Below are 20,527 nucleotides of genomic sequence, written 5' to 3'. Positions count from 1 at the left end.
CCTGACATGGCGGGAACCGATCCAGCACTTGTGACCTTGGTCGTCGGCGATGAGGAGTTGCTGGCCGAGCGGGCGGTGAGCGGCATTGTCGCGGCGGCCCGGGCCGGTGCGGCTGGGGCCGAGGTGCATGATCTTGTGGGGGGCAAGGTTGCGGTCGGTGAGTTGACGCAGCTGACCTCACCGTCCCTGTTCGGCGATCGGTCCGTGGTGGTGATCCGGGCGGCGCAGGACCTGCCGAAGGATGTCATCGCCGAGATCGTGGCCTATGCCAAGCGGCCGTCCGATGACACCGTGCTCGTGCTGTCCCACCCTGGCGGGGTGAAGGGGAAGGCGCTGGTCGATGGGGTGAAGAAGGCCGGGGCCCAGGTGGTGACGGTCAACAAGGTCACCAAGGCCGGGGAGCGGCTGGACTTCATCAGGACCGAGTTCAAACGGGCCGGGCGAGGTATCGCCGGGGACGCGGCCCAGGCGTTGCTCGATGCGGTGGGTAACGATCTGCGGGAGTTGGCGGCGGCGTGCAGCCAGCTGGCGTTCGACACCGAGGACAAGACGATCGGCGCGGCTGCCGTGGCGCGCTACCACAAGGGGCGGGCCGAGGTCACCGGGTTCAACGTGGCGGACTCCGCGATCGAGGGACGGCTGGCGGATGCGCTGGAGCAGTTGAGGTGGGCGCTCGGCACCGGGGTCGCTCCCGTGCTGCTGGTGAGCGCTCTGGCCGGTGGGTTGCGGTCACTGGCCAAGGTCGGCAGCGCGCCGCGTAACCTGCGGGGCGGGCAGCTGGCCAGCCACGTCGGCATGCCGCCGTGGAAGGTCGATCGGGTGAAGCGGCAGCTGAACGGGTGGGGGCCGAATGGGCTCTCGCGGGCGATCCAGGCCGTGGCCAGTGCGGATGAGCAGGTCAAGGGTGGCGGCGCCGACCCCGCTTACGCGCTGGAGCATACGGTGCAGGTCATCGTCGGCAGTCGTACGGGGCGGTAGTCGGTAGCGGCCGGTGGGGTGAGCCGTCGCCCGAGGCCGGGGCCGAGGCGGGGGATGCGTGACTGTATACCGCCGGAGTGTGGGAGAAACCGCTTGAGCTGGTGCCGGCCCGTCAACAGCCCGAGGTGTTGGTGGTGGTTGATCTCAAGTGCTGTTGAGGTTGCATAGTGGCGGGCGTGGAAAACTTCGAGATCGGGGTGATTCTGCCCGGGATCGCCGTACAGCGCAGAGACGGGATCGACCTGCGTGCGGCCGCGCGGCATGTGGAGGATGCCGGGTTGGACGGTGTGTGGCACGGTGATCACCTGGCCGTCGGCGGGCCGATAGTGGATGCGCCGATCGCCCTGGCCACTGCCGCCGCGGTCACTGCCCGGGTCAGGATCGGCGTCAGCGTCTTCGTTCCGGCGATCCGGCCTCTGGTCTGGGCGGCCAAGCAGATCGCGTCCCTCCAGTACGTGTCCGGCGACCGCCTCGTGCTGGGCGTCGGCTCGGGTGGCGGGCCCGGGCAGTGGGCGGCGGCCGGGGTGCCGTACGACCGGCGCGGCAGCCGTACCGACACGGCTCTGGAACTGCTGCCCCGGCTGCTCGCGGGCGAGGAGACCCGGCTGCCGGATGAGGCCGGGCAGCCGGCGGTGACGTTGGCGCCGGCGGTGGCCATGCCCCCGGTGTGGGTGGGCAACGCGTCCGCGGCGGCGATCCGGCGGGCCGCGCGGCTGGGCGACGGCTGGTTCCCCTCACTGATCTCGCCTCGCGAGCTGGCCGAGGGCAGGGCGCGGCTGGCGGGCCTGGCCGCGGCACACGGCCGGTCGGCTCCCGTCATCGCCATCGGGGGTGCCGCCGCGCTGGGAACGGGACCGGGCCTCCCGTCCCGGGCGGAGATCGCCACCGGGATCAGCGGCGCGTACGGCCGTCCGCTGGCGGAGGTCATGGAGATCCCTCTCACTGGCCGGCCGAAGGAGGCCGCCGAGCGGCTGGACGCCTACCGCGAGGCGGGGGCGCGGCATGCGGTCATCGGGATTTCTGGTGGTGACTGGCGGACGCAGGTCGATCTCCTGGCGGAGGTGCGTGACCTGCTGCGTTCCGCAGATGGTGGTGCGTGATCTGCTATGTCCTTCGGGTGAGTGGCGCGTGATCTGCCGCGTTCCCCTGGCGGAGGTGCGTGATCTGCCGCGGTTCCCGCGCGGTGGTGTGTGATCTCCCCCGTTCCCTTGGCGGTGGTGCGTGATCTGCTGCGTCTTCCGGGTGGTGGTGCGTGATCTGTTGTGTCCTCCGGGTGGTGGTGCGTGGAGGGGGTGGAGGTGGTTATCGGTCGGTTTCCGCCTTGAGCAGGAGGCGTCTGAGCAGGTCGTCCAGGATCGCCTGGTCTTCGGGGGGAAGCGCGCTGATCATGCTCGTCTCCACCTCGCCCCGGATCGTCATCGCCTCCATCCAGAGGTCGTGCCCCTTGGGCGTCAGCTCGACGTCCACCCGCCGCCGGTCCTCCGTGCTGCGCACCCGGCGTACGAGCTCCGCCCGTTCGAGCGTGTCCAGCCGGCCGGTCATCCCGGCCGGGGACAGCAGCAGGTCGGCGGCCAGCTCCGACGGGGTGGCCGCGCCGCCGCGCGCCACCAGCCGGTGCAGGGTCTCGAACTCGAAGTCCTGCATCCCCACCTCCGACAGCGCCACCTCCTTGGTGTGGCTCAGGTGCTTCACGAGGAACTGCATGCGCGACACGATCGCCTCCACCCGCTCGTCGAAGGGCGCCTTGCCGCGCCATCGAGCCAGGTGGCGATCGACCGAGTCCTCCATCCCAGGGATACTACGCTAGCAAGTATTTTGTTGACGAAACATTAGCTGGCGAAATATTGTCCTGGCCATGATGAACCGGCTGCTGATCGGGCGATGCCTGTCCGCGCTCGCCACCGCCCTCATTCCGACGACCCTGACCCTGGCGGTGCTGAGGGCCACGGGCGACGGCGCGGCGCTCGGCATCGTGCTGGCGAGTGAGATGGTGCCGCTCCTGCTGTTCCTTCCGATCGGAGGAGTGGTGGCGGACCGGCTGAGGCCCGAGCGGGTGGCGCTGCTCGCCGACCTGACCCGCTGCCTGTCCCAGGCCGCCATCGCCGCCGAACTGCTGCTGGGCGTGCACCGCCTGCTCGACCTGGCCCTGTTGTCCGCGCTGGCGGGGGCGGCCATCGCCTTCGGCAGCCCGGCCGTGCCGAGGCTGGTGGTCGCGGTGGTTCCCGGCGCGGACCGGTTGCGGATGAACGCTCGCATCGGTGTGGTGACGAGCCTGTCCGCGGTCGTCGCCCCGGCGATCGCCGGCACGATCACGCTGGCGGCCGGCCCGGGCTGGGCGGCGGCGCTCACGGCGGTGCTGTTCGCCTGCTCGGCGCTGACCCTCGGCGGGATTCGCACCCGTGTGAACGGCGCGGAGGCCGTTTCTTCCGCAGGTCGGCGGACCTCTTTCTGGGGGGAGCTGGGGGACGGGTGGCGGGAGGTCAGGACGCGGCCCTGGTTCCTGACCTGCGTGCTCGGGCACGGTGTCTGGCATTTCATGGCCGGGTTGTTCCTCACGCTGGGCCCGCTGATGGCCGTAGGGGAGCTGGGCGGCGAGGCGAGCTGGTTGGTGATCGTGCAGAGCGGGACGGTGGGCCTGGTCCTGGGCGTGTTCGCCGCCCCTCGGCTGCCCATCCGGCGGCCGCTGGTGGCGGTCCAGGCCGGGGCGGCGTGCTACCTGCTGCCCATGGTCGCCCTGGCGGTGCCGGCGCCCGTCGCGGTGGTGGCGGGTGCGTACGGTGCGGCGATGTTCGGGCTGGGGGTGCTCAGCCCGCTGTGGGAGACGATCGTCGCGGAGGAGCTCCCGGAGGAGTCGCTGGGGCGGGTGCGGTCGTTCGACCAGCTCATCTCGTTCGCGTCGCGGCCGTTCGGGCTGGCGGTGGCGGCTCCGCTGGCCGGGGTGACCGGGGCGACGGCGCTGCTCCTGACGGGCGGCGTGCTGGTCGCCGCCGCCAACCTCGCCGCCCTCGCCAACCGCGCCGCCGTCACTGCGGGAACCAAGAAGCCCCCCGCCGTCGCGGGAACGGGAGCGGGAGCCGACGGGGCCCCCGCCGTAGCGGGAGCGGGAACGGGAGCGGGAGCGGGAGCGGGAACGGGAGCCGACGGGGCCCCTGCCGTCTCGGGAGCGGGAGCGGGAGCGGAGGCCGACGACACCCCCGCCGCCGTCACGCCAGCGCCGCCTCCCGTACGGCGCCGTCGCTGATCTCCAGCACCCGGTCGGCCAGCGTGATCAAGCTCGGGTCGTGGGTGGCGACCAGCGCCGTGACCCCCTCACTCCGTACGAGCGCCCGCAGCAGCTCCATGATCTGCCGCCCCGTCTGCGAATCGAGCTGCCCGGTCGGCTCGTCGGCGATGAGCAGCCGCGGCCGGTTGGCCAGGGACCTGGCGATCGCCACCCGCTGCCGCTGCCCCCCGGACAGCTCGTACGGCCGCTGGTTGACATGCTGCTCCAGCCCCACCAGCGCGAGCAGCATGCCGATGCGCTCCTCCCGCTCCGCCACCGGCATCCGTACGAGCCGCATCGGCACCCCCACGTTCTCCGCCGCGGACAGCACCGGGATCAGCCCGAACGACTGGAACACGAACCCCAGCACGTCCCTGCGCAGCCCCAGCAGCGACTCCTCGGACATGGCGGTGACCTCGTGCCCGGCCACGACCACCCGCCCGGCGTCCGGCCGGTCCAGGCCGCCGATCTGGTTCAGCAACGTCGTCTTGCCCGACCCCGAACGCCCTCTGACGGCGACCAGCTCGCCGGGGAACAGCTCGAACGACACCTCGCGCAGCGCCACGACCTCGTTGGGGCCGCTCCGGTAGACCTTGCGCAGGCCCTCGACGACGACCAAAGGCTCATTGCTCACCTGCGGGCTCCTCTCGGGCGGGCCACACGCCGATGTGATCGGATTCGAGTTCGAGACGCACCCGGCGCTCCATCTCGAGGGCGTTCATGAAGTCGCGCGGGAGTTGCAGCCGCCCGACCCGGTCGAGCACGGCGTACTCCTCGGCGATGATCTGCCCTTCGGCGTCCTCTCGCCGCAACGTCTCGCTGCTGGTACGCCCGTCGCGGATGCCCACCGTCCGGTCCACCTGCTCCGACACCAGCGGGTCGTGGGTCACGATGACCACGGTCACCCCGAGCTCCCTGTTGGCCTTGCGCAGCGCGTCGAACACCAGCTCCGACGTCTCGCTGTCCAGCTCGCCGGTCGGCTCGTCGGCCAGGATGAGCTGCGGGGAGTTCGCCAGGGCGACGGCGATGGACACCCGCTGCTGCTCGCCGCCCGACATCTCGCCGGTCTTGCGGCCCGCGCAGTAGCCGACGCCGAGCAGTTCGAGCAGCTCGCCGGCCCGCTCCCGCGCGCCCTTGCCGCTCCCGGCCAGCTTGATCGGCAGCTCGGCGTTCTCCCTGGCGGTCAGGTACGGCAGCAGGTTGCGCGCCGTCTGCTGCCAGATGAAGCCCACCACGGAACGCCGGTACCGCAGCCGGTCCTTGGCGCTCATCGACAGCAGGTCCGTGCCTGCCACCCTGGCCACCCCCGCCGTGGGGATGTCCAGCCCGGACAGCACGTTGAGCAGCGTGGACTTGCCCGAGCCCGACGCGCCGACGATGGCGACCAGCTCGCCCTTGTCGATCACCAGGTCCAGGCCCTGCAACGCGACGACCTCGACGCCCTCGGTCTTGTAGATGCGCACCAGGTTGTCGCACACGATGTGCGCGTCGCCGCCGAACGCGGCCTTCTTCCGCGTGGCGTTGGCTTCCAGCTCAGACAGGGTCGGGTTCATGACAGATCCCCCACTCGGAGAACGGCGCCGAGGCTGCGGCGGCGGCCGATGACGATGTGCGCGTACGCGCCGAGCACGGCGACGGCGGTGAGCCCGGCCGCCAGCGCGGCCGGTGTGACGAGGCCGGGTGTGTAGTCGCCGACGGGCACGTCGCCCGCGTACGACGACAGGTCCACGCCGGGGCCGAGCGCGGCGGGCAACCCGAGGCCCAGGCCGAGCCCGACCAGCGCGGTGAGGAGGATCATGGGCAGGATCTCCAGCACGGTCAGCCGCCGCGCCTGCCGGTCCGACAGGCCCAGCGTGCGCAGGAACGACACCGCCCTGGCCCGGTCCGCCGCCCCGATCACCAGGGACAGGACGACGGCGACCAGCGCGTACGAGGCCAGCGCCACGGTCACCACGACCAGCGTCCAGCGCACGGTGGTGGTGAGCGGATCGTCCTGGATGGCCCGGAGCGCCGCCTCCTGGGACTCCACGGTGGCCGACGGCACCAGCCGCCGCAGCTCGTCCAGCGACGCGTCGCCCTTGATCAGCAGCGTGTTCACCGAGGGCCGCACCTGCGCGCTCAACGGCACGACGACGAACTTGCCCGTGGTGTAGAACCCGGGCACCGACGCGATTACGGCCTGCGGGGTGAGCTTCAGCCGCGACTGCCAGCCGATCTCGAGCGTCCCGCGCCCCCGCAGCTCCGGTGAGACGAGCGCGGACGTGCCGCCGGACAGGGCGGGCAGGCTGATGGGCGCGTCCTCGATGAGCCGCCGCCACTGGGCCACGTCCACCGCGATCGCGTCGGCCCGCTCCGCCGCGTACCCGACCTGCACCTTGGCCGTCTGCGCGAGCACCACCTGCGCCACCCCTGGAGCCCGGCGCACCTGCTCGATGGCCGGCTCCGGGATCTCGATCTTCGAGGTCATCTTGATCGGCGCGCCCACGCTCTGCCAGGACGCCAGCCGCTGCGTGCCGGCGATCCCGTCGGAGATCACCGCCGCGAACACCGACACGCCCAGGGCGGGCAGCAGGATCAGCACCGGCAGCGCGCTGGCGGAGCGGGCCCTGGCCGCCCTGGTCAGCCCCAGGAACGGCACCGCCGACCGCCCGCGGGCGGTCAGCCGGACGAGCAGCCGCAGCGGGTACGGGTAGCAGCGCAAGGTGACCAGCGCGGCCGCGAGCGTCAGCGCGATCGGCACCAGCAGCAGGAACGGATCCTGCCCCGCCTCCTGCGTCAGCCCGCGGGCCCGCAGCAGGTACGCCCCGGCCAGCGCGAGCACGACGACCAGCACCTCCAGCGTGATCCGCCGGGCGGAGGGCCGGGTCGCGGCCACGTCGTCGCGGCGCTCGTGCAGCGGCGCGCGATGCGTGACGGCGGTTCGCGCGGCGGCGAACCCGGCGGCCGTGAGGACCACGAGCACCGGCCCCGCGTGCACGATCGGCAGCAGGGGACCGGGCACCAGGGAGGACAGCGCGTACCCGGCCGCCGCGGCGGGCGCCACGGCGAGCGAGGTCAGCGCCGCCGCGGTCCCCGCCACCTGACGCAGCGACCCGCCGCGCGCCCGGGCCAGCGTGAGCGTGTGATCCATCCGGTCGGCCAGCAGCTGCACGGCCAGGACGATCACGCCGAGCGCCACCGCCAGCAGGCCTCCGAGCACCAGGTACATCACGGTCTGCGCGGTGGACAGCGCGGCGCGGAAGTCGTCGAGCAGCTTCGGCAGGCCCGTTTCGAGCCGGTACGGGCTGCGCGCGTTCGACGACTGGAGCTCGACCACCCGCCCGAACTCCGTGAGCGCCACGCCGAGGCCGGGCACGTCCAGCGCGCTCACCGGCCGGGCGTCGAGCGGCAGGATCCAGCGGTAGATCAGGTTGCGCGCGTCGCCGCTCAGCGCGGCCAGCCCTTCGTCGGAGATCAGGGTGGTGATGTGGTGCTCGAATTCCAGCTTGCCCGGCGGCAGCAGCTGGGTGACGCGCAAGATGTCCTGGTTGTGGCTCCAGTACCGATCGCCGGGGTTCTTGGCCTTGAAGACTCCGACGATCCGCACGGCGGCGTAGTCGCTCTCGCCGATCGTCTTCGTCTGGCCCACCTTGAGGTTCATCTTGGTGAGGGCCTCTTCGACGACCCCGACCTCGAACACCGGGATCGTCGCGCCCTGATAACGCGTCGTGGACTGCTTGCCGGGCGCCCGCCCCTGGACCCAGTCCACCCGCTGTCCGGCGTCGGACAGCCAGCCCAGGTTGATGTACGTCTGGCCGCCGGTTCCGGCGACCGGGGTGAGCGCGGTCTTGGCGCTCATGTGGCCGGCGCCCGTACCGGCTGGGACGACCATCGGGCGCAGGGCCGGGGGCAGGAGCGCGTGCCAGCGACGGTCGCGGGCGTCGAACTGGGCACGTTCGTACAGGTCGTCCTCGCGCGAAAGCGACGTCACGGACACCGCCAGGTCGGCCTGCGTGGCCGGCGCGGCGGCCAGCGACCGTTGCAGCGCCTCGTCGAACGACGCCTGCATCGCCCGCGGCAGCCCCGCGACCAGCAGGCAGGCGCTCAGCGCCAGTACGAAGAGCACGGCCAGCGCGCCCAGGTGCACCCGGGCCAGCAGCGGGATCCTCACTGTTCCTCCCGAAGGCCGAGCCCTTGCCGGCGCAGGTTGCGGGCCAGCCCCGCGACGATCGCGAACAGCACCGCCGTCACCCCCGCCAGCATGGCCAGCGTGGCCGGCCACGGGATGTCGAGCACCACGCCGGGCGTGACGGCCGAGGCCTGCCCGGTCAGCACGATGTGCGGCACCACCAGCACGCCCACGACCAGCGCGAGCGCGGTGCCGGCCGCCAGCGACAGCCCGATGACGAACGCCTGCTCGATCGCCAGCAGCCCGAACATCTGCCGCGAGCTCACCCCGAGCGCCCGCAGGATCGCGAACTCGGCCGTCCGCTCCCGCGCCGCGACCGCCGCGTTCACCAGGAACCCGAGCGCCGCGAACACCAGCGCCGCCCCGAAGCCCAGCATCAGCGCCCCTTGAAGCCCGCTGGCCAGCGGGTCGCCCTGCAGCCTGGCGGCGACCTCCCGCTGGTCGAGCGGGGTGACGTCCCATTCGGGCCGCGCTCCGAGCGCCGTGACGGCCGGCGCGGTGTCGCCGGCGGCGAGCCACCACTCCGTCGCGGGCCTGGGCAGCTGCATCGCCGCCAGCTCGTGCGCCTGCATCGTCCCCCAGTCGGCGAGTACGGCCGGCTGCCCCGCGGCGCTCGTCGGCATCGTGTCGACGACGGCCACGACCTTGATGTCCAGCACCCTGCGGTCGATGGCGGCCCGCCCGGTCTGCCCGGCGCGCAGCTTGAGCGAGGTGGCCAGGTCGGAGGTGAGCACGACGGGCAGCGGCCCGAGCGCGGGCAGGGGCGCGAAGGGGACCACGGCGGGCCGCGAGCCCGTCACGTTCATGGTGATCGCGGGCGTCGCCAGCTCGCGGCCGTCGGTGCTCAGGCCGGTCAGCGTCAGGTTCACGTTGCCCGCCGGCGGTGTGCTCACGGCGAGGCTGCGCAGCGACAGCGGGTACGTGATCTTCCCGGACCGCCCGGCCAGCTCCTTGAGGTTCACCTCGATCCGGTTCTCGCCCGCTTTCAGCACACCGAGCGGCAGGTCGCGCCACACGCCGAGCGCGTCGGAGAGCACCAGACGCAGCGCCAGCGCACCGTCCGACCGCGCCCGCAGGGTGAGCGTGGCGGGCTGACCCGGCAGGTCCAGCTTGCCCGCCTGCGGCCCGGCCAGGGCCCGCGACATCTCGCCGACCGACTGCGCCGACAGGTCGGGACGGAGCTGGAACAGCTCATCGAGCTTGCCCGCGTCCACGCCGAGCAGCAGCGCGCTCTCGCCGCTCACCTCGGTCTGGCCGCGGAACCCCGGCGCGGCCGCCGTGACGCCCGGCAGCGCGGCGAACGCCGTGCCGCGCCCGAGCGCGCCCAGCTCGGGCCCGTCCGGCGGCCCGGACAGCCGCAGGTCGGTCCCGGCCTGGTGGCGGGCCTGGTCGAGCTGCGAGGTCCGCCACGTGGCCGCGGTCGCGATGGACACGATGCCGATCGCGATGGCCATGGTCAGCAGCAGGGCGGGGCCCGCGTACTTGAGCGGGCGCCTGCTCACCTGCCACGCGCCGAGCGCGGGGGCGAGCGTGGGTCTTCTGGAGGCGATCCGCTCGGCCAGCTTCGACACGCGCGGCACCAGCCGCAGCCCGAGCATACCGCCGGTGAGCAAGGCCAGGGCGGGGCCGGAGATGATCAGCGGGTCGATGCCCAGCTCGCCGGCCGCCGTGGTGGTGACCGGGGCGCCGTAGCGTTGCAACTGCCAGATGGCCAGCCCGGCCACGACCAGCAGCGCCAGGTCGGCGCCCGCCCGTTCGATCAGCCCGCGCCCGCCGCCGCGCCCGCGCGCCGACTGCTCCTCCACGTACGTGCGCCGCGCGCCCGCCAGCGCCGGCAGCATCAGCAGGACGGCCGCGGCCAGCGCCACGCCGAACGACACCAGGAACGAGCCCAGGTCGGCCGCCGCCCCCAGCCGTACCCCGGCGACCTTGATCCACGGGAGCTGGTTGACCAGCGCGAGCATCGGCGGGCCGAGGAACGGCGCGACGAGCGCGCACGGGAGCGCCACCAGCAGCGCCTCGCCGCCCGCCAGCGTCGCCAGCCGCAGCGTGCCCGCGCCGCGCGAGCGCAGCAGCGCCACCTCCATGCGCCGGTGGTCGGCGAGCAGCCGCGCCGTGAGCATCAGCGCGTACGCGGCCAGCAGCAGCAGTTGCAGCACCGGGATCAGCATGGTGGAGCGGGCGACCAGGGACGCGGTGCCGAGCTGGGTGAGCATCTCCGGCAGCCGGCTGGTGGCCACGCAGGTGGCGCAGCCGCCCTCCTTCAGCCGCTCGCCCACCTGGCCGATCGCGCCGGCCAGGGGACGGAGCTGCTCGGGCGTGAGCGTGCGCAGGTCGGGCACGGCGGTCCAGGTCGCGTTGACGTTGGTCGCGAACCGCGCCAGGAACGTCTCCCGCGCCACCATCAGCGGCCCGTACGAGGTGAACTCGCCGCGCTCCGCGCCCCTGGTCAGGAGCGGTTCGCCGGCCCAGCGCTCGCCGAACGGGTCGTTGAGCTGGAAGACGCCGACGACGCGCACCTTGACCGGGCGCGGGTCCAGCCGGCCCTCGGTGCTGAGCTCCTGGCCGGCCTTCAGCCCGCTCGCCGAGGCCGCCGACAGGGAGATCGCGGCCTCCACGACGTCGCCCCCGGCGCGCGGCCAGGCGCCGGAGACCAGCTTGGCGTGCCGGTCGAGGCCGTCATAGCTGCCGAACCTGAGCAGCTCGGGCCGCTCCTGACCCTCCTGGCCGGGCATGACGTAGGAGTCGGAGCGGAAGCTGGTGGTGACCGCCGGCTGCCCGGCATAGGCGCGGCCGAGCTCGGCGCGTACCGATCGGTCGATCGCGGGGAACGTCCGCGCCGTCACGGGCGCGCTGATGGTCGCCGCGGTCTGGTGGTACGAGGCCGTCTCCATCGTCCTGCGGACGCCCGCGTCGGCGATGGAGGAGGCGTACATCGTCAGCGCCACCAGCGTGGTGGTGGCCAGCAGGATCGATCCGAACGCGGCCAGGAGGAGCAACGGCTCGCTGAACGCCCTTTTGACGACCAACGGCCCCCGCATGTGTCCCCCTTCGCCCGTTTAGTGCACCTTCGAGCAGGGATGCGACCGGGGGCAAGGTGATCTTTCCAACGGTGACGCACCCGATACGGGGCGGCGATGGCCGTGTGATATCGAAATCGTGACAAAGCGCATCGCGACAGGGCGTTTCGGGAAACACAAGAACGCCGCACCTCCTGGGGAGATGCGGCGTCTGCGCTGCTTGTCTTACTTGGCAGCCAGCGCCGCGGCCTGCTTGGCGATCGCGGACTTACGGTTGGCGGCCTGGTTCTTGTGGATGACGCCCTTGCTCACGGCCTTGTCGAGCTGACGGGCGGCAACCTGCTGGAGCGCCGCTGCCTGCGCGACGTCACCCTGCTCCGCAGCCTCGCGGAACTTGCGGACGGCCGTCTTCAAGGAGGACTTGACGGCCTTGTTGCGCAGGCGAGCCTTCTCGTTCTGCTTGTTGCGCTTGATCTGGGACTTGATGTTCGCCACGAAGAAGCCTCGGTGAAAGTCTAAAGTGATGGATGGGGCGCGCGGGCTCGATGAGAGGGCGCGCCACACGCAGTTGTACAGCGTACCAATAACCTAGGTCGCTGCTCAAATCAACGCCAGCGAGTCAGGTATTCCCGCCAGTCCTCTTCCGTCGCCGCGAAGTCGACATAGAGAGCTAGGCCGAATCGCTCGCGACGGCCGTGGGCCGACAGGGCCAGCTTAGCGCCCTCGGCGGCCATCGCGACGCTTTCCGCCGCATCCAGCCAGGGAACGCCGTGGTCGTGGTAGGCGGGAGCGCCGATGTACAGGGCCTTGGAGTCGGGGACCAGGTCCAGCGCCAGGCCGGCCTGGCGGGCGACGTAGCCGCCGTAGAGGGACTGCAGGGGCGTGTACGAGTCGTAGGTCATGATGGCGACCTGGTCCACCCGGCTCACGACCTGACTGAAGTAGCCCTCGGACCAGTACTTGTCGTGGGTCAGGACGGCCCTGGCGGCCAGGCGCATGCCCGTGTACGGCTCGATCTGCGGGGTGGACGTGGACAGCAGCGTGGTGTGCTGCCTGGTGCGGTCGAGCAGGTCGAGGAACTCGGTGTCGCCGTCGCCGATCGGCTCGAAGTTGTAGTGGATGCCGTCGTAGCCCTGCTTCATGATGGCGGCGACGCCGGCCAGGACGTTCGCGCGGGCCTTGGGGTCGTCGAGGTCGAGCCCCTTCTTGACGGTCTGGCCGAGCCAGGCGGAGATGCGCAGGTTGGGGAGGTGTTTCCGCATCCATTTCACGAAATTTCCGGCGTTGGGGTATTTGGCTGGATCTAAGCGGCCGTCGTACTCGAACGGGCCGGAGTGGACGTACACGTCCTTGATGCCGGTGGTGCGCAGCCGTACGGCGAGTTGCTCGACGTCGCGCTCCGTACGGCGGCCGTCCACCCACGCGTGGCCCAGCCACAGGGCGTCGTTGCCTGTGCTCTTCGCCCATGGCTCCGGGGCACCGGTAAACTGGATACGGAGCGCGGCGGCGAGCAAGCCGGCCAGCGCCACCACGACGGCCAAGGCAAGCGCGAGCAGGCGCAGGCCGCGGCGGATGACGGTTCGGGCAATCACCCGGGCATGTCACCATGAAAGACGCTTGACCTCAACCCTGTCGAAACGGACTTCGGTGCGCACTCAGCCTGGCCAGACCGACCCCGCGTTGATCCGCAACTTCTGCATCATCGCGCACATCGACCATGGCAAGTCGACCCTTGCCGACCGGATGCTGCAGATCACCGGCGTGGTCGACGACCGCTCCATGCGCGCCCAATACCTCGACAGGATGGACATCGAGCGCGAACGCGGCATCACGATCAAGTCGCAGGCCGTCCGCCTGCCGTGGGACGGACACGTCCTCAACATGATCGACACTCCCGGTCACGTCGACTTCACCTACGAGGTGTCCAGGTCGCTGCAGGCGTGCGAGGGCGCGGTCCTGCTGGTCGACGCGGCCCAGGGCATCGAGGCGCAGACGCTGGCCAACCTCTACCTGGCCATGAACGCCGACCTGCACATCATCCCCGTCCTCAACAAGATCGACCTGCCGGCGGCGCAGCCGGAGAAGTTCGCCGAGGAGCTGGCGGGCCTGATCGGCTGCGACCCCTCCGACGTGCTGAGGGTGTCGGGCAAGACCGGCATCGGCGTGCGCGAGCTGCTCGACCACGTCGTCCAGACGGTCCCGGCGCCGGTCGGGAACGCCGACAAGCCCGCCAGGGCGCTGATCTTCGACTCGGTCTACGACACCTACCGGGGCGTGGTCACCTACGTCAGAGTCATCGACGGCCATCTGGGCAAGCGCGAGCGCATCCTGATGATGTCCACCAACGCCGCCCACGAGACCCTGGAGATCGGCGTCATCTCGCCCGAGCCCATGATCTCCGCGCTGGGCCTGGGCGTCGGCGAGGTGGGCTATCTGATCACCGGCGTGAAGGACGTGCGCCAGTCGCGCGTGGGTGACACGGTCACCTCGGTCGTCAAGCCTGCCAAAGAGATGCTGGCCGGCTACGACCACCCGAAGCCGATGGTCTTCTCGGGCCTCTATCCGATCGACGGCGACGAATATCCGGAGCTGCGTGAGGCGCTCGACAAGCTGCAGCTCAACGATGCGGCCCTGGTCTACGAGCCGGAGACGTCGGCGGCGCTCGGGTTCGGCTTCCGGGTGGGCTTCCTCGGGCTGCTGCACATGGAGATCGTGCGGGAGCGGCTGGAGCGCGAGTTCGGCCTGTCGCTGATCTCGACGGCGCCCAACGTGGTCTACCGCGTGGTCATGGAGGACGGCAAGGAGCTCACGGTCACCAACCCGTCGGAGTTCCCGACCGGGGGGAAGATCGCGCAGGTCTTCGAGCCGGTCACCAAGTCCACGATCCTGGCGCCGGCCGAGTTCATCGGGGCGATCATGGAGATCTGCCAGGGGCGGCGCGGTCAGCTGCTCGGCATGGACTACCTGTCGGAGGACCGGGTCGAGATCCGCTACACGCTGCCGCTCGGCGAGATCATCTTCGACTTCTTCGACCAGCTCAAGTCGCGCACCCGCGGCTACGCCTCGCTCGACTACGAGCCGGCCGGCGAGCTGGAGTCGGAGCTGGTCAAGGTCGACATCCTGCTGCAGGGGGAGCCGGTCGACGCGTTCAGCGCCATCGTGCACAAGGACAAGGCCTACACCTACGGCGTCGACATGGCCAAGAAGCTGCGCGAGCTGATCCCGAGGCAGCAGTTCGAGGTGCCGATCCAGGCGGCCATCGGAGCCAGGGTCATCGCCCGCGAGAACATCCGCGCCATCCGCAAGGACGTGCTGGCCAAGTGCTACGGCGGTGACATCTCCCGTAAGCGCAAACTGCTGGAGAAGCAGAAGGAAGGCAAGAAGCGGATGAAGATGGTCGGGCGGGTCGAGGTGCCTCAGGAGGCCTTCGTCGCCGCGCTGTCCACCGACACCGACAAGAAGAAGTAGCAGGTAGGGGTCACTTCTTCCGGTGGGCGTGCGACTACGCTGAAACCATGGAAGTGGTGCACACGGAGCGAATGACGCTTTCTCGTGTGACGGGTGACGATCTAGCGTCCGTTCACGAGATTCACTCCGATTCGCGGACAAACGTCTACAACTCCGGTGGGCCCACGGTTGACCCGGAGTCGAGCCAGGCCATGCTGGACCTCTGGATCTCCGACTGGTCGGAGCGCGGGCTCGGCTACTGGGCGGCGCGCCTGACGGGGGAGCCCCGTGTGCTCGGCTTCGGCGGCCTGCGCCACGCGGTCGTCGGCGGGGACGAGGTGCTCAACCTCTACTACCGCTTCCGGCCGTCGGCGTGGGGGCACGGGTACGCGCTGGAGCTCGTACGCGCGGCGCTGCGGGTGGGGAAGGCTCTCGGGACCGTGGTGGCGGTGATCCGCGACGTCAACGAGCCGTCCCGGCGGGTGGCTGAGCGGGCGGGCATGCGTAAGGACCGCACGATCCCGTACGGCGGCGTCCCCAGTGACGTCTACGTCGCCTGACAGGGTACGCGGGCACCCCGGGTCGTCCCGAGGGCCGATACGCCGCCTGCGGCGGACCTGAGGGCGGCTCGCCTGGTCGCGTATCAGGACGGCTCGCCTGGTCGCGCCCGCAGGACGTACCCGGTCAGCACCAGCACGCCGGCCACCGCCTGGGCCGTCAGGTATCCGCCCAGCCCGGCCGGCGGGAAGAGCAGCGCCGCCACGGTGGGCAGGCAGCCGAGCACCGCGAGGTCCACGCCGGTGAACGCCCAGATCAGCGGGCCGGTCGGGATCGCCCCACCGGGGGTGTCGATGACCGGCATGGAGTGATCGATCGGCCGCCGCCTGGCCATCCGCAGCGCGCCTGCGGTCAGCGCGGGCGCGACCAGCACCCCGAACAACCACCAGGACCCAGAACCACTTGCACCAGCCAGTCCACCGGTTTCGGCCAGGCCGCTCGTACTTGCCGGGCTGCCTGTACCGGCCATTCCTGGGAGGGCGCCCGCGAGGGTGAGCGCGGTCAGCGCGAGGGTCGCCCAGACGCCGCTCAGGAGGGTGGGCAGCACCGCTCGCGCCGCCAGCGCCTGGCGATGCCCCACCCCGATCAGCCTGGCCAGGCTCGGGTTGTCGGAGTCCCTGCGCACCCCCGACGTGCTCGTCGCCGCCACCGCCAGCGCCCCCAAGAGCACCGCCGCCCCGAGCGCCGCCGAAGCGCCGCCCGCCTGGGCCAGCACGGCAGGCAGCGCGGCGGTCGCGAACATGGTCGCCAGCCGTCCGGGCCTGCGGGCCAGCCGCAGCCAGTCGTGCCAGGCCAGGGCGAGAGGCGCGGGCAGCGCCGGCCACCGCCGTGAGCGCAGCTTCCTGGCCCGCCAGTGGTTGTCCTCGGCGATCCAGGCCAGCCCGCTGGGGTCGAGGCCGACGGCCGCGTTCGCCACGTGTCCCGCACGGGTCGAGGCGGTGAGGAGCGTACGGGTGGGTATGCGGTCCAGGGACGACCACGCCTGACGTACGAGCAGCCCGGAGACCACGGCGGCCCCGGACACGGCGGCGGCCAGGGCGGGGAGGGGTGCGCTCGCGGCGACCGCCAGCACCGAACGGGCCTGACCGCTCACCGCCACCACCGCCAGCACCAGCAGCGCGGCCATCGAGGCCGTCACCCAGACCTGCCACGACTGGGACGCCTGCCCGAGCACCGCCAGCGCCATCCCGCCCGCCGTCATCGCGACCCCGAGCGCCAGCGCGCCGAGCAGCCGCCAGACGAGCTGGTCCGGCGCGCCCAGCACGGCGACCAGCCCCAGCCCCAGCACCAGGCCCGCCACCACGGCGACCACGGCCAGCGCCCGCCAGGACCGGCCGAGCACGCGCCGCCGGTGCAGCGGCGAGAGCAGCAACCAGGACGCGTCGGGGGCGGGCAGCAGCACAGGCCCCGCCGCGCGGGCGCCGGCCAGGAAGGCGACCAGGGCCAGCGCGAGCAGCGCCGCCCCCGCGCCCATCCGCCCGGGATCGACCGGGCCCGCCAGCCCGGCGACCACGCCGGAGATCGGCCGGCCCACAACCACGAGGACCATCGCCAGCCCGAACCCGGCGACGTACTGATCGAGCAGGCTGGCTCGGGTGCGGCCACGGGAGCGGAGGTAGGCCCGCACCGCCCGTACGTTGCCCATGGACGCGGTCATGCCGCCACCGCCCCAGAGGGCGAGACCTGGCGGGCGCGGGCGGCCAGGCCCAGGTCGTGCGTGGCCATGACGACGGTGCCGCCCTCGTCCGCGTACTCGTCGAGCAGGTCGGCGAGGGAGGCGCGGAAGCCGGTGTCCAGGCCGCGCTCCGGCTCGTCGAGCAGCAGGAGGGTGCTCGGCCTCAGCAGCGCGGAGGCCAGCGAGAGGCGCTGCCGCTGGCCCGTGGAGAGGTTCAACGGCGGCGCGTCCGCGCGTTCCACCAGGTCGAACGTCTCCAGCGCCGTGTCCACCGTCATACGGGCCTCGGCGTACACGGCGCCCATGAGCTCCAGGTGCTCGCGGGCGGTGAGGCCGGGATACCAGGCGGGCTCGTCGCTCAGCAGCGCCACCCGGCGCCAGAAGGCGGCGTCGTCGGCGGGTGTCTCGCCGAACACCTGGACGGTGCCGGAGGTGGCGGGCTGGAGGCCGGCCAGGCAGCGCAGGAGCGTGGACTTGCCGGACCCGTTGGGGCCGACCACCGCCACGATCTCGCCTGGCGCCACGGCCAGTTCCATCCCTTGGAGCACGGGGTTGCCCCCGAGCTCTACGGTGAGGCCGGCAACGCTGATGATCGAGTCGTACACCGTTCGAGCGTAACCACCCCAGCATCCGCCCGCGCAGCCACCGGGCATCCGCCCGCGCGGTCATCGGGCATCCACCCGCGCGGTCACCGGACACCCGCCCGTGCGGTCACCGGGCGTCCGCCCCGGTCGCCCGGCGGATTCGGCCGGGCGGGGCCGCTGTGATGGCCGGGATCCCCGTGTGCGCAAGGGATTCTGTCGGTGGCGCCGTCTACCTTTCTGTTCCGAACACCTGTGCGACTGGAGGGTGACGTGATTGCTTCTGAGCGATTCGAGCGTGCCGCTGTGCTGGGGGTCGCTGTGGCTGAGGAGGCTCGGCGGCTGCTGAGGCTCCACCTGGACGCAGGGGAGGAGGACGACGACGGCACGGTGCTCGTCGATGTGCCCTATCCCGATGCGGTCGTGGTGACGGCGCTGCTGGATGTGGCGGCCGAGTGCTTCGGCGAGCGTGGCGACTCGGTCGAGGAGACCAGGCAGGCGGCGCTGGAGACGTTGTTACAGCTGGCCGGGTTCGATGCCGAGTCGCAGCTCAATGCGGAGGTGCGAGGCCATGACGATAGGCGTACGTGACCGCCTGGGCGCGGTCCCGTAGGTGCGCTTTGGCGAAGATGTTGTTGATGTGGGTTTTGACGGTCGCTTCCGTGATGTAGAGGCGGGCGGCGATCTCGACGTTCGAGAGGCCGTCGGCGATGAGCGCCAGCACCTCGCCTTCACGGGGGGTCAGGTCGTCGGGGAGGGCCGTGCGGCGCGACCCGCGTCCCCGCGTCGCGCCGTCGTCCTCCGCTCGACGCGCGGCTGCGTGGGTGGGGGGCCTTGATGCGGGTGCGGGGTCCTGAGCCGGGCGTGCTCGCGAAGGGATCTCGCCCGGGGACGCTGACGCACTCGCCCCGCCGTGCGGCAGCCCGGTAGCAGGGTCGAGTCTTCGGCCGGGAGGTGGCGTGGCAGAAGGGGAGGAGGGGCCCAGGCGCGCGGAAGACGGGGGTGTGGGAGATCCCGGGCGTGCGGAAGGCGGGGGCGTGGAAGGTTCCGAGCGTGTGGGAGGCGGCGAGGAAGGCGAGGAAGTGGGAGGTGGTGCGGAAGGTCCCGAGTGTGCGGGAGGCGGTGACGAGGGCGGCGATGGTGCAGCGGGGGGCGAAGAGGGCGGGGGCGACATGGTGTCCAGGAGGCGGCGTTGCACGGTCGGGTCGAGCTGGGCGTCCCCGCGCATCACCGTGGCGACGGCCTTGGCGAGCTCCTCGGCGTCGGCGTCCTTGGTGAGAAAGCCACGCGCGCCCGCCCGCAACGCCGCGAAGACCGACTCGTCGTCCGAATAGGTGGTGAGCACCACGACCTGGGTGTCCGGGTACGCGGCGCGGATGCGGCCGGTCGCCTCCACGCCGTCCATCCTGGGCATGCGCAGGTCCATGAGCACCACGTCGGGCCGCTGTTCCGCCACCACCCGCAGCGCCGCCTCGCCGTCGCCCGCCGAGCCGACCACCTCGATCTCCGGCAGGAGCCCGAGCAGCAGCACCAGGCCCTCGCGCACCACGGCCTGGTCATCGACCACGACCACCTTGGTCATGCGGAAACCTCCTGGGCTTCGGCTCGGGGGACGTACAAAGGGAGTGATCAACGTCGTCATGTCGGCACCTTCAGGTGCACCAGGAAGCCGCCGTCGCGTTCGCCGGCCGACAGCGTGCCGCCGAGGAGCTCGGCTCGTTCGCGCATGCCGACGAGGCCGTAGCCGCCTCCTGGCGCGCCCGGCTCGGCGGAGGCGGGGTTCGTGATGCGGAGGTCGCATCCGGCCGGATCGAACGCGAGCTCGACGGCGGCGGGGCTGCCGGGCGCGTGGCGGCGTACGTTCGTGAGGGCTTCCTGGGTGGTCCTGAGCAGGGCGAGCTCTGTTTGCGGCGCGAGGCGGTGCGCAGGACCGGAGACGCGCAGCGTGCAGGGCCGGTGCGTGGTGCTCTCGAACTCCTCCGCCAGCGTCCGCAGCGCCACCGGGAGCGCGGGCGGGTCGTCACGCAGCGCCGACACCGCGCGCCTGGCCTCTTCAAGGCCCGATTTGGCGAGGTTCCTGGCGTGCGTGACCCGGTCCAGCGCCTCGTCCGTACGCTCGGCGCGGAGCAGCAGCTTGGCGCCCTCCAGGTGGACGAGCTGGGCGGAGAGGGAGTGGGCGAGGATGTCGTGTATCTCCCTGGCGATCCTGGCCCGCTCTGCCAGTACGGCCTCGCGCGCCTCGGCGGCCCTCGTGGCCTTGCGCTGCTTGGCCGCGTACGTGGTCAGGAAGACCAGGCAGACGGCGAGGAGAAGGGTGAGGTCCGGCGAATGGCCGCCGCCGATCATGCCCGCCACGAGCAGGCCCGCGACGGCCAGCAGGCCGATGGGCAGCGATTGGCGCAGGGGGAAGCGGGTCACGGTGAGGCTGAGGCAGATGAGCAAGGCCGCGATCGCCGGGCCGCCGTGTGTGACGGTGTGCAGGGCGATGGCGAGTAGCACCGCCAGGCCGAGGCTGACCAGGGTGAAGCGAGTCGGGCGGACGGGTCTGTGCTTGAGTGCCAGACGGATTCGCGACACCTTCGACGGCCACGCCGATCGGCCCCGTTCCTGCGCCTCCGGTCCCGATCGGAAGCGGTCCTCATCCTGGCCCGAGTCCCGGAGTTGCGGCTGGTGGGCATGGAGTGGGCCCACGTTGCCGAGTTCCGGTCGGGAATGGTGCTGAATGTCGGGCTGCACGCAGGCGTGATCCCGACCCTGGTGTTGTGATTCGGACCAGGGATGGTCCTGGTTCTGGGGTTGGGGTTGGGGTTCTGGTTCTGCGGTCTGGCCGGGTGGTTG

The 20,527-nt window shown here is 71.7% G+C and carries 17 protein-coding genes; 6 read left to right on the top strand and 11 right to left on the bottom strand.

All coding sequences use genetic code 11. The features are described 5' to 3' along the window. The first annotated feature begins 6 nt into the window (after positions 1 to 6). Together holA and ABEA43_RS46760 are read left to right on the top strand one after the other, a co-directional pair. Complete coding sequence (holA, locus tag ABEA43_RS46765; protein ID WP_345572544.1) at positions 7 to 978, top strand: DNA polymerase III subunit delta; 972 nt, start codon at positions 7 to 9, stop codon at positions 976 to 978. A 176-nt stretch (positions 979 to 1,154) separates the two neighbouring features. After that, positions 1,155 to 2,078, top strand: coding sequence for an LLM class flavin-dependent oxidoreductase (locus ABEA43_RS46760; protein ID WP_345572543.1), 924 nt, complete (start codon positions 1,155 to 1,157; stop codon positions 2,076 to 2,078). Between the two features lie 202 nt (positions 2,079 to 2,280). On the opposite strand, the gene ABEA43_RS46755 is transcribed toward ABEA43_RS46760, so the two are convergent. Next, a complete protein-coding gene (locus tag ABEA43_RS46755; RefSeq protein ID WP_345572542.1) occupies positions 2,281 to 2,766 on the bottom strand; it encodes a MarR family winged helix-turn-helix transcriptional regulator in 486 nt (161 codons plus the stop codon). 67 nt (positions 2,767 to 2,833) lie between these two features. Between ABEA43_RS46755 and ABEA43_RS46750 the strand changes: the two genes are divergently transcribed. Beyond that, on the top strand, positions 2,834 to 4,219 hold the full coding sequence (locus tag ABEA43_RS46750) for an MFS transporter (protein ID WP_345572541.1): 1,386 nt from the start codon (positions 2,834 to 2,836) through the stop codon (positions 4,217 to 4,219). On the opposite strand, the gene ABEA43_RS46745 is transcribed toward ABEA43_RS46750, so the two are convergent. From ABEA43_RS46745 to ABEA43_RS46720, 6 genes are all read right to left on the bottom strand, one after another. Next, the gene (locus ABEA43_RS46745; protein WP_345572540.1) at positions 4,182 to 4,874 is read right to left on the bottom strand and encodes an ABC transporter ATP-binding protein; all 693 of its coding nucleotides are present in this window, start codon (positions 4,872 to 4,874) and stop codon (positions 4,182 to 4,184) included. The two genes, ABEA43_RS46750 and ABEA43_RS46745, sit on opposite strands and share 38 nt — an antisense overlap. Further along, positions 4,864 to 5,793: an ABC transporter ATP-binding protein gene (locus tag ABEA43_RS46740; protein WP_345572539.1), complete on the bottom strand. Its 930-nt coding sequence runs from the start codon at positions 5,791 to 5,793 to the stop codon at positions 4,864 to 4,866. Before ABEA43_RS46740 ends, ABEA43_RS46745 begins: the two co-directional genes overlap by 11 nt. Next, positions 5,790 to 8,390, bottom strand: a complete 2,601-nt coding sequence (locus tag ABEA43_RS46735; RefSeq protein ID WP_345572538.1) for an FtsX-like permease family protein — start codon at positions 8,388 to 8,390, stop codon at positions 5,790 to 5,792. The genes ABEA43_RS46740 and ABEA43_RS46735 overlap by 4 nt, the downstream gene beginning before the upstream one ends. Continuing rightward, positions 8,387 to 11,449 carry an FtsX-like permease family protein gene (locus ABEA43_RS46730; RefSeq protein WP_345572537.1) on the bottom strand — a complete coding sequence of 1,021 codons (3,063 nt, stop codon included), beginning with the start codon at positions 11,447 to 11,449 and terminating at the stop codon, positions 8,387 to 8,389. Before ABEA43_RS46730 ends, ABEA43_RS46735 begins: the two co-directional genes overlap by 4 nt. Positions 11,450 to 11,653: 204 nt before the next feature. Further along, on the bottom strand, positions 11,654 to 11,923 hold the full coding sequence (rpsT, locus tag ABEA43_RS46725) for a 30S ribosomal protein S20 (protein ID WP_138696688.1): 270 nt from the start codon (positions 11,921 to 11,923) through the stop codon (positions 11,654 to 11,656). Between the two features lie 110 nt (positions 11,924 to 12,033). After that, on the bottom strand, positions 12,034 to 13,020 hold the full coding sequence (locus ABEA43_RS46720; protein ID WP_345572536.1) for a glycoside hydrolase family 18 protein: 987 nt from the start codon (positions 13,018 to 13,020) through the stop codon (positions 12,034 to 12,036). 55 nt (positions 13,021 to 13,075) lie between these two features. On the opposite strand from ABEA43_RS46720, the gene lepA reads away from it, so the two are divergent. Continuing rightward, positions 13,076 to 14,896 (top strand): translation elongation factor 4, encoded by a 1,821-nt coding sequence (lepA, locus tag ABEA43_RS46715; RefSeq protein WP_345572535.1) that lies wholly within the window; start codon positions 13,076 to 13,078, stop codon positions 14,894 to 14,896. Positions 14,897 to 14,943: 47 nt separating this feature from the next. Beyond that, positions 14,944 to 15,435 (top strand): GNAT family N-acetyltransferase, encoded by a 492-nt coding sequence (locus ABEA43_RS46710; protein WP_345572534.1) that lies wholly within the window; start codon positions 14,944 to 14,946, stop codon positions 15,433 to 15,435. Between the two features lie 83 nt (positions 15,436 to 15,518). Here ABEA43_RS46710 and ABEA43_RS46705 read toward each other — a convergent pair whose 3' ends face one another. Both ABEA43_RS46705 and ccmA read right to left on the bottom strand, forming a co-directional pair. After that, a complete protein-coding gene (locus ABEA43_RS46705; protein WP_345572533.1) occupies positions 15,519 to 17,090 on the bottom strand; it encodes a DUF6297 family protein in 1,572 nt (523 codons plus the stop codon). Then, positions 17,087 to 17,713, bottom strand: a complete 627-nt coding sequence (ccmA, locus tag ABEA43_RS46700; protein ID WP_345572532.1) for a heme ABC exporter ATP-binding protein CcmA — start codon at positions 17,711 to 17,713, stop codon at positions 17,087 to 17,089. The genes ABEA43_RS46705 and ccmA overlap by 4 nt, the downstream gene beginning before the upstream one ends. Before the next feature lie 297 nt (positions 17,714 to 18,010). Here ccmA and ABEA43_RS46695 point away from each other — a divergent pair, with 297 nt between their 5' ends. Next, positions 18,011 to 18,280 (top strand): hypothetical protein, encoded by a 270-nt coding sequence (locus ABEA43_RS46695; protein WP_345572531.1) that lies wholly within the window; start codon positions 18,011 to 18,013, stop codon positions 18,278 to 18,280. Here the strand turns inward: ABEA43_RS46695 and ABEA43_RS68330 are convergent. Together ABEA43_RS68330 and ABEA43_RS46680 are read right to left on the bottom strand one after the other, a co-directional pair. Continuing rightward, positions 18,240 to 19,271: a response regulator gene (locus ABEA43_RS68330; protein WP_425570509.1), complete on the bottom strand. Its 1,032-nt coding sequence runs from the start codon at positions 19,269 to 19,271 to the stop codon at positions 18,240 to 18,242. The genes ABEA43_RS46695 and ABEA43_RS68330 overlap by 41 nt on opposite strands. Positions 19,272 to 19,327: 56 nt before the next feature. After that, a complete protein-coding gene (locus ABEA43_RS46680) occupies positions 19,328 to 20,266 on the bottom strand; it encodes a sensor histidine kinase (RefSeq protein WP_345572530.1) in 939 nt (312 codons plus the stop codon). Positions 20,267 to 20,527: the final 261 nt, after the last annotated feature.

Source organism: Nonomuraea rosea (assembly GCF_039539705.1).
Classification (GTDB): Bacteria; Actinomycetota; Actinomycetes; order Streptosporangiales; family Streptosporangiaceae; genus Nonomuraea; species Nonomuraea rosea.
Note: the sequence above shows the minus strand (reverse complement) of the source record. Positions and strands in the feature narration are given on the sequence as shown.

Coding starts and splice junctions, on each gene's coding strand:
- ABEA43_RS46710 (WP_345572534.1), top strand. CDS start 14,944: ATGGAAGTGGTGCACACGGAGCGAATGACGCTTTCTCGTGTGACGGGT.
- ABEA43_RS46750 (WP_345572541.1), top strand. CDS start 2,834: ATGATGAACCGGCTGCTGATCGGGCGATGCCTGTCCGCGCTCGCCACC.
- ABEA43_RS46755 (WP_345572542.1), bottom strand. CDS start 2,766: ATGGAGGACTCGGTCGATCGCCACCTGGCTCGATGGCGCGGCAAGGCG.
- ABEA43_RS68330 (WP_425570509.1), bottom strand. CDS start 19,271: ATGACCAAGGTGGTCGTGGTCGATGACCAGGCCGTGGTGCGCGAGGGC.
- ABEA43_RS46740 (WP_345572539.1), bottom strand. CDS start 5,793: ATGAACCCGACCCTGTCTGAGCTGGAAGCCAACGCCACGCGGAAGAAG.
- ABEA43_RS46730 (WP_345572537.1), bottom strand. CDS start 11,449: ATGCGGGGGCCGTTGGTCGTCAAAAGGGCGTTCAGCGAGCCGTTGCTC.
- ABEA43_RS46705 (WP_345572533.1), bottom strand. CDS start 17,090: ATGACCGCGTCCATGGGCAACGTACGGGCGGTGCGGGCCTACCTCCGC.
- holA (WP_345572544.1), top strand. CDS start 7: ATGGCGGGAACCGATCCAGCACTTGTGACCTTGGTCGTCGGCGATGAG.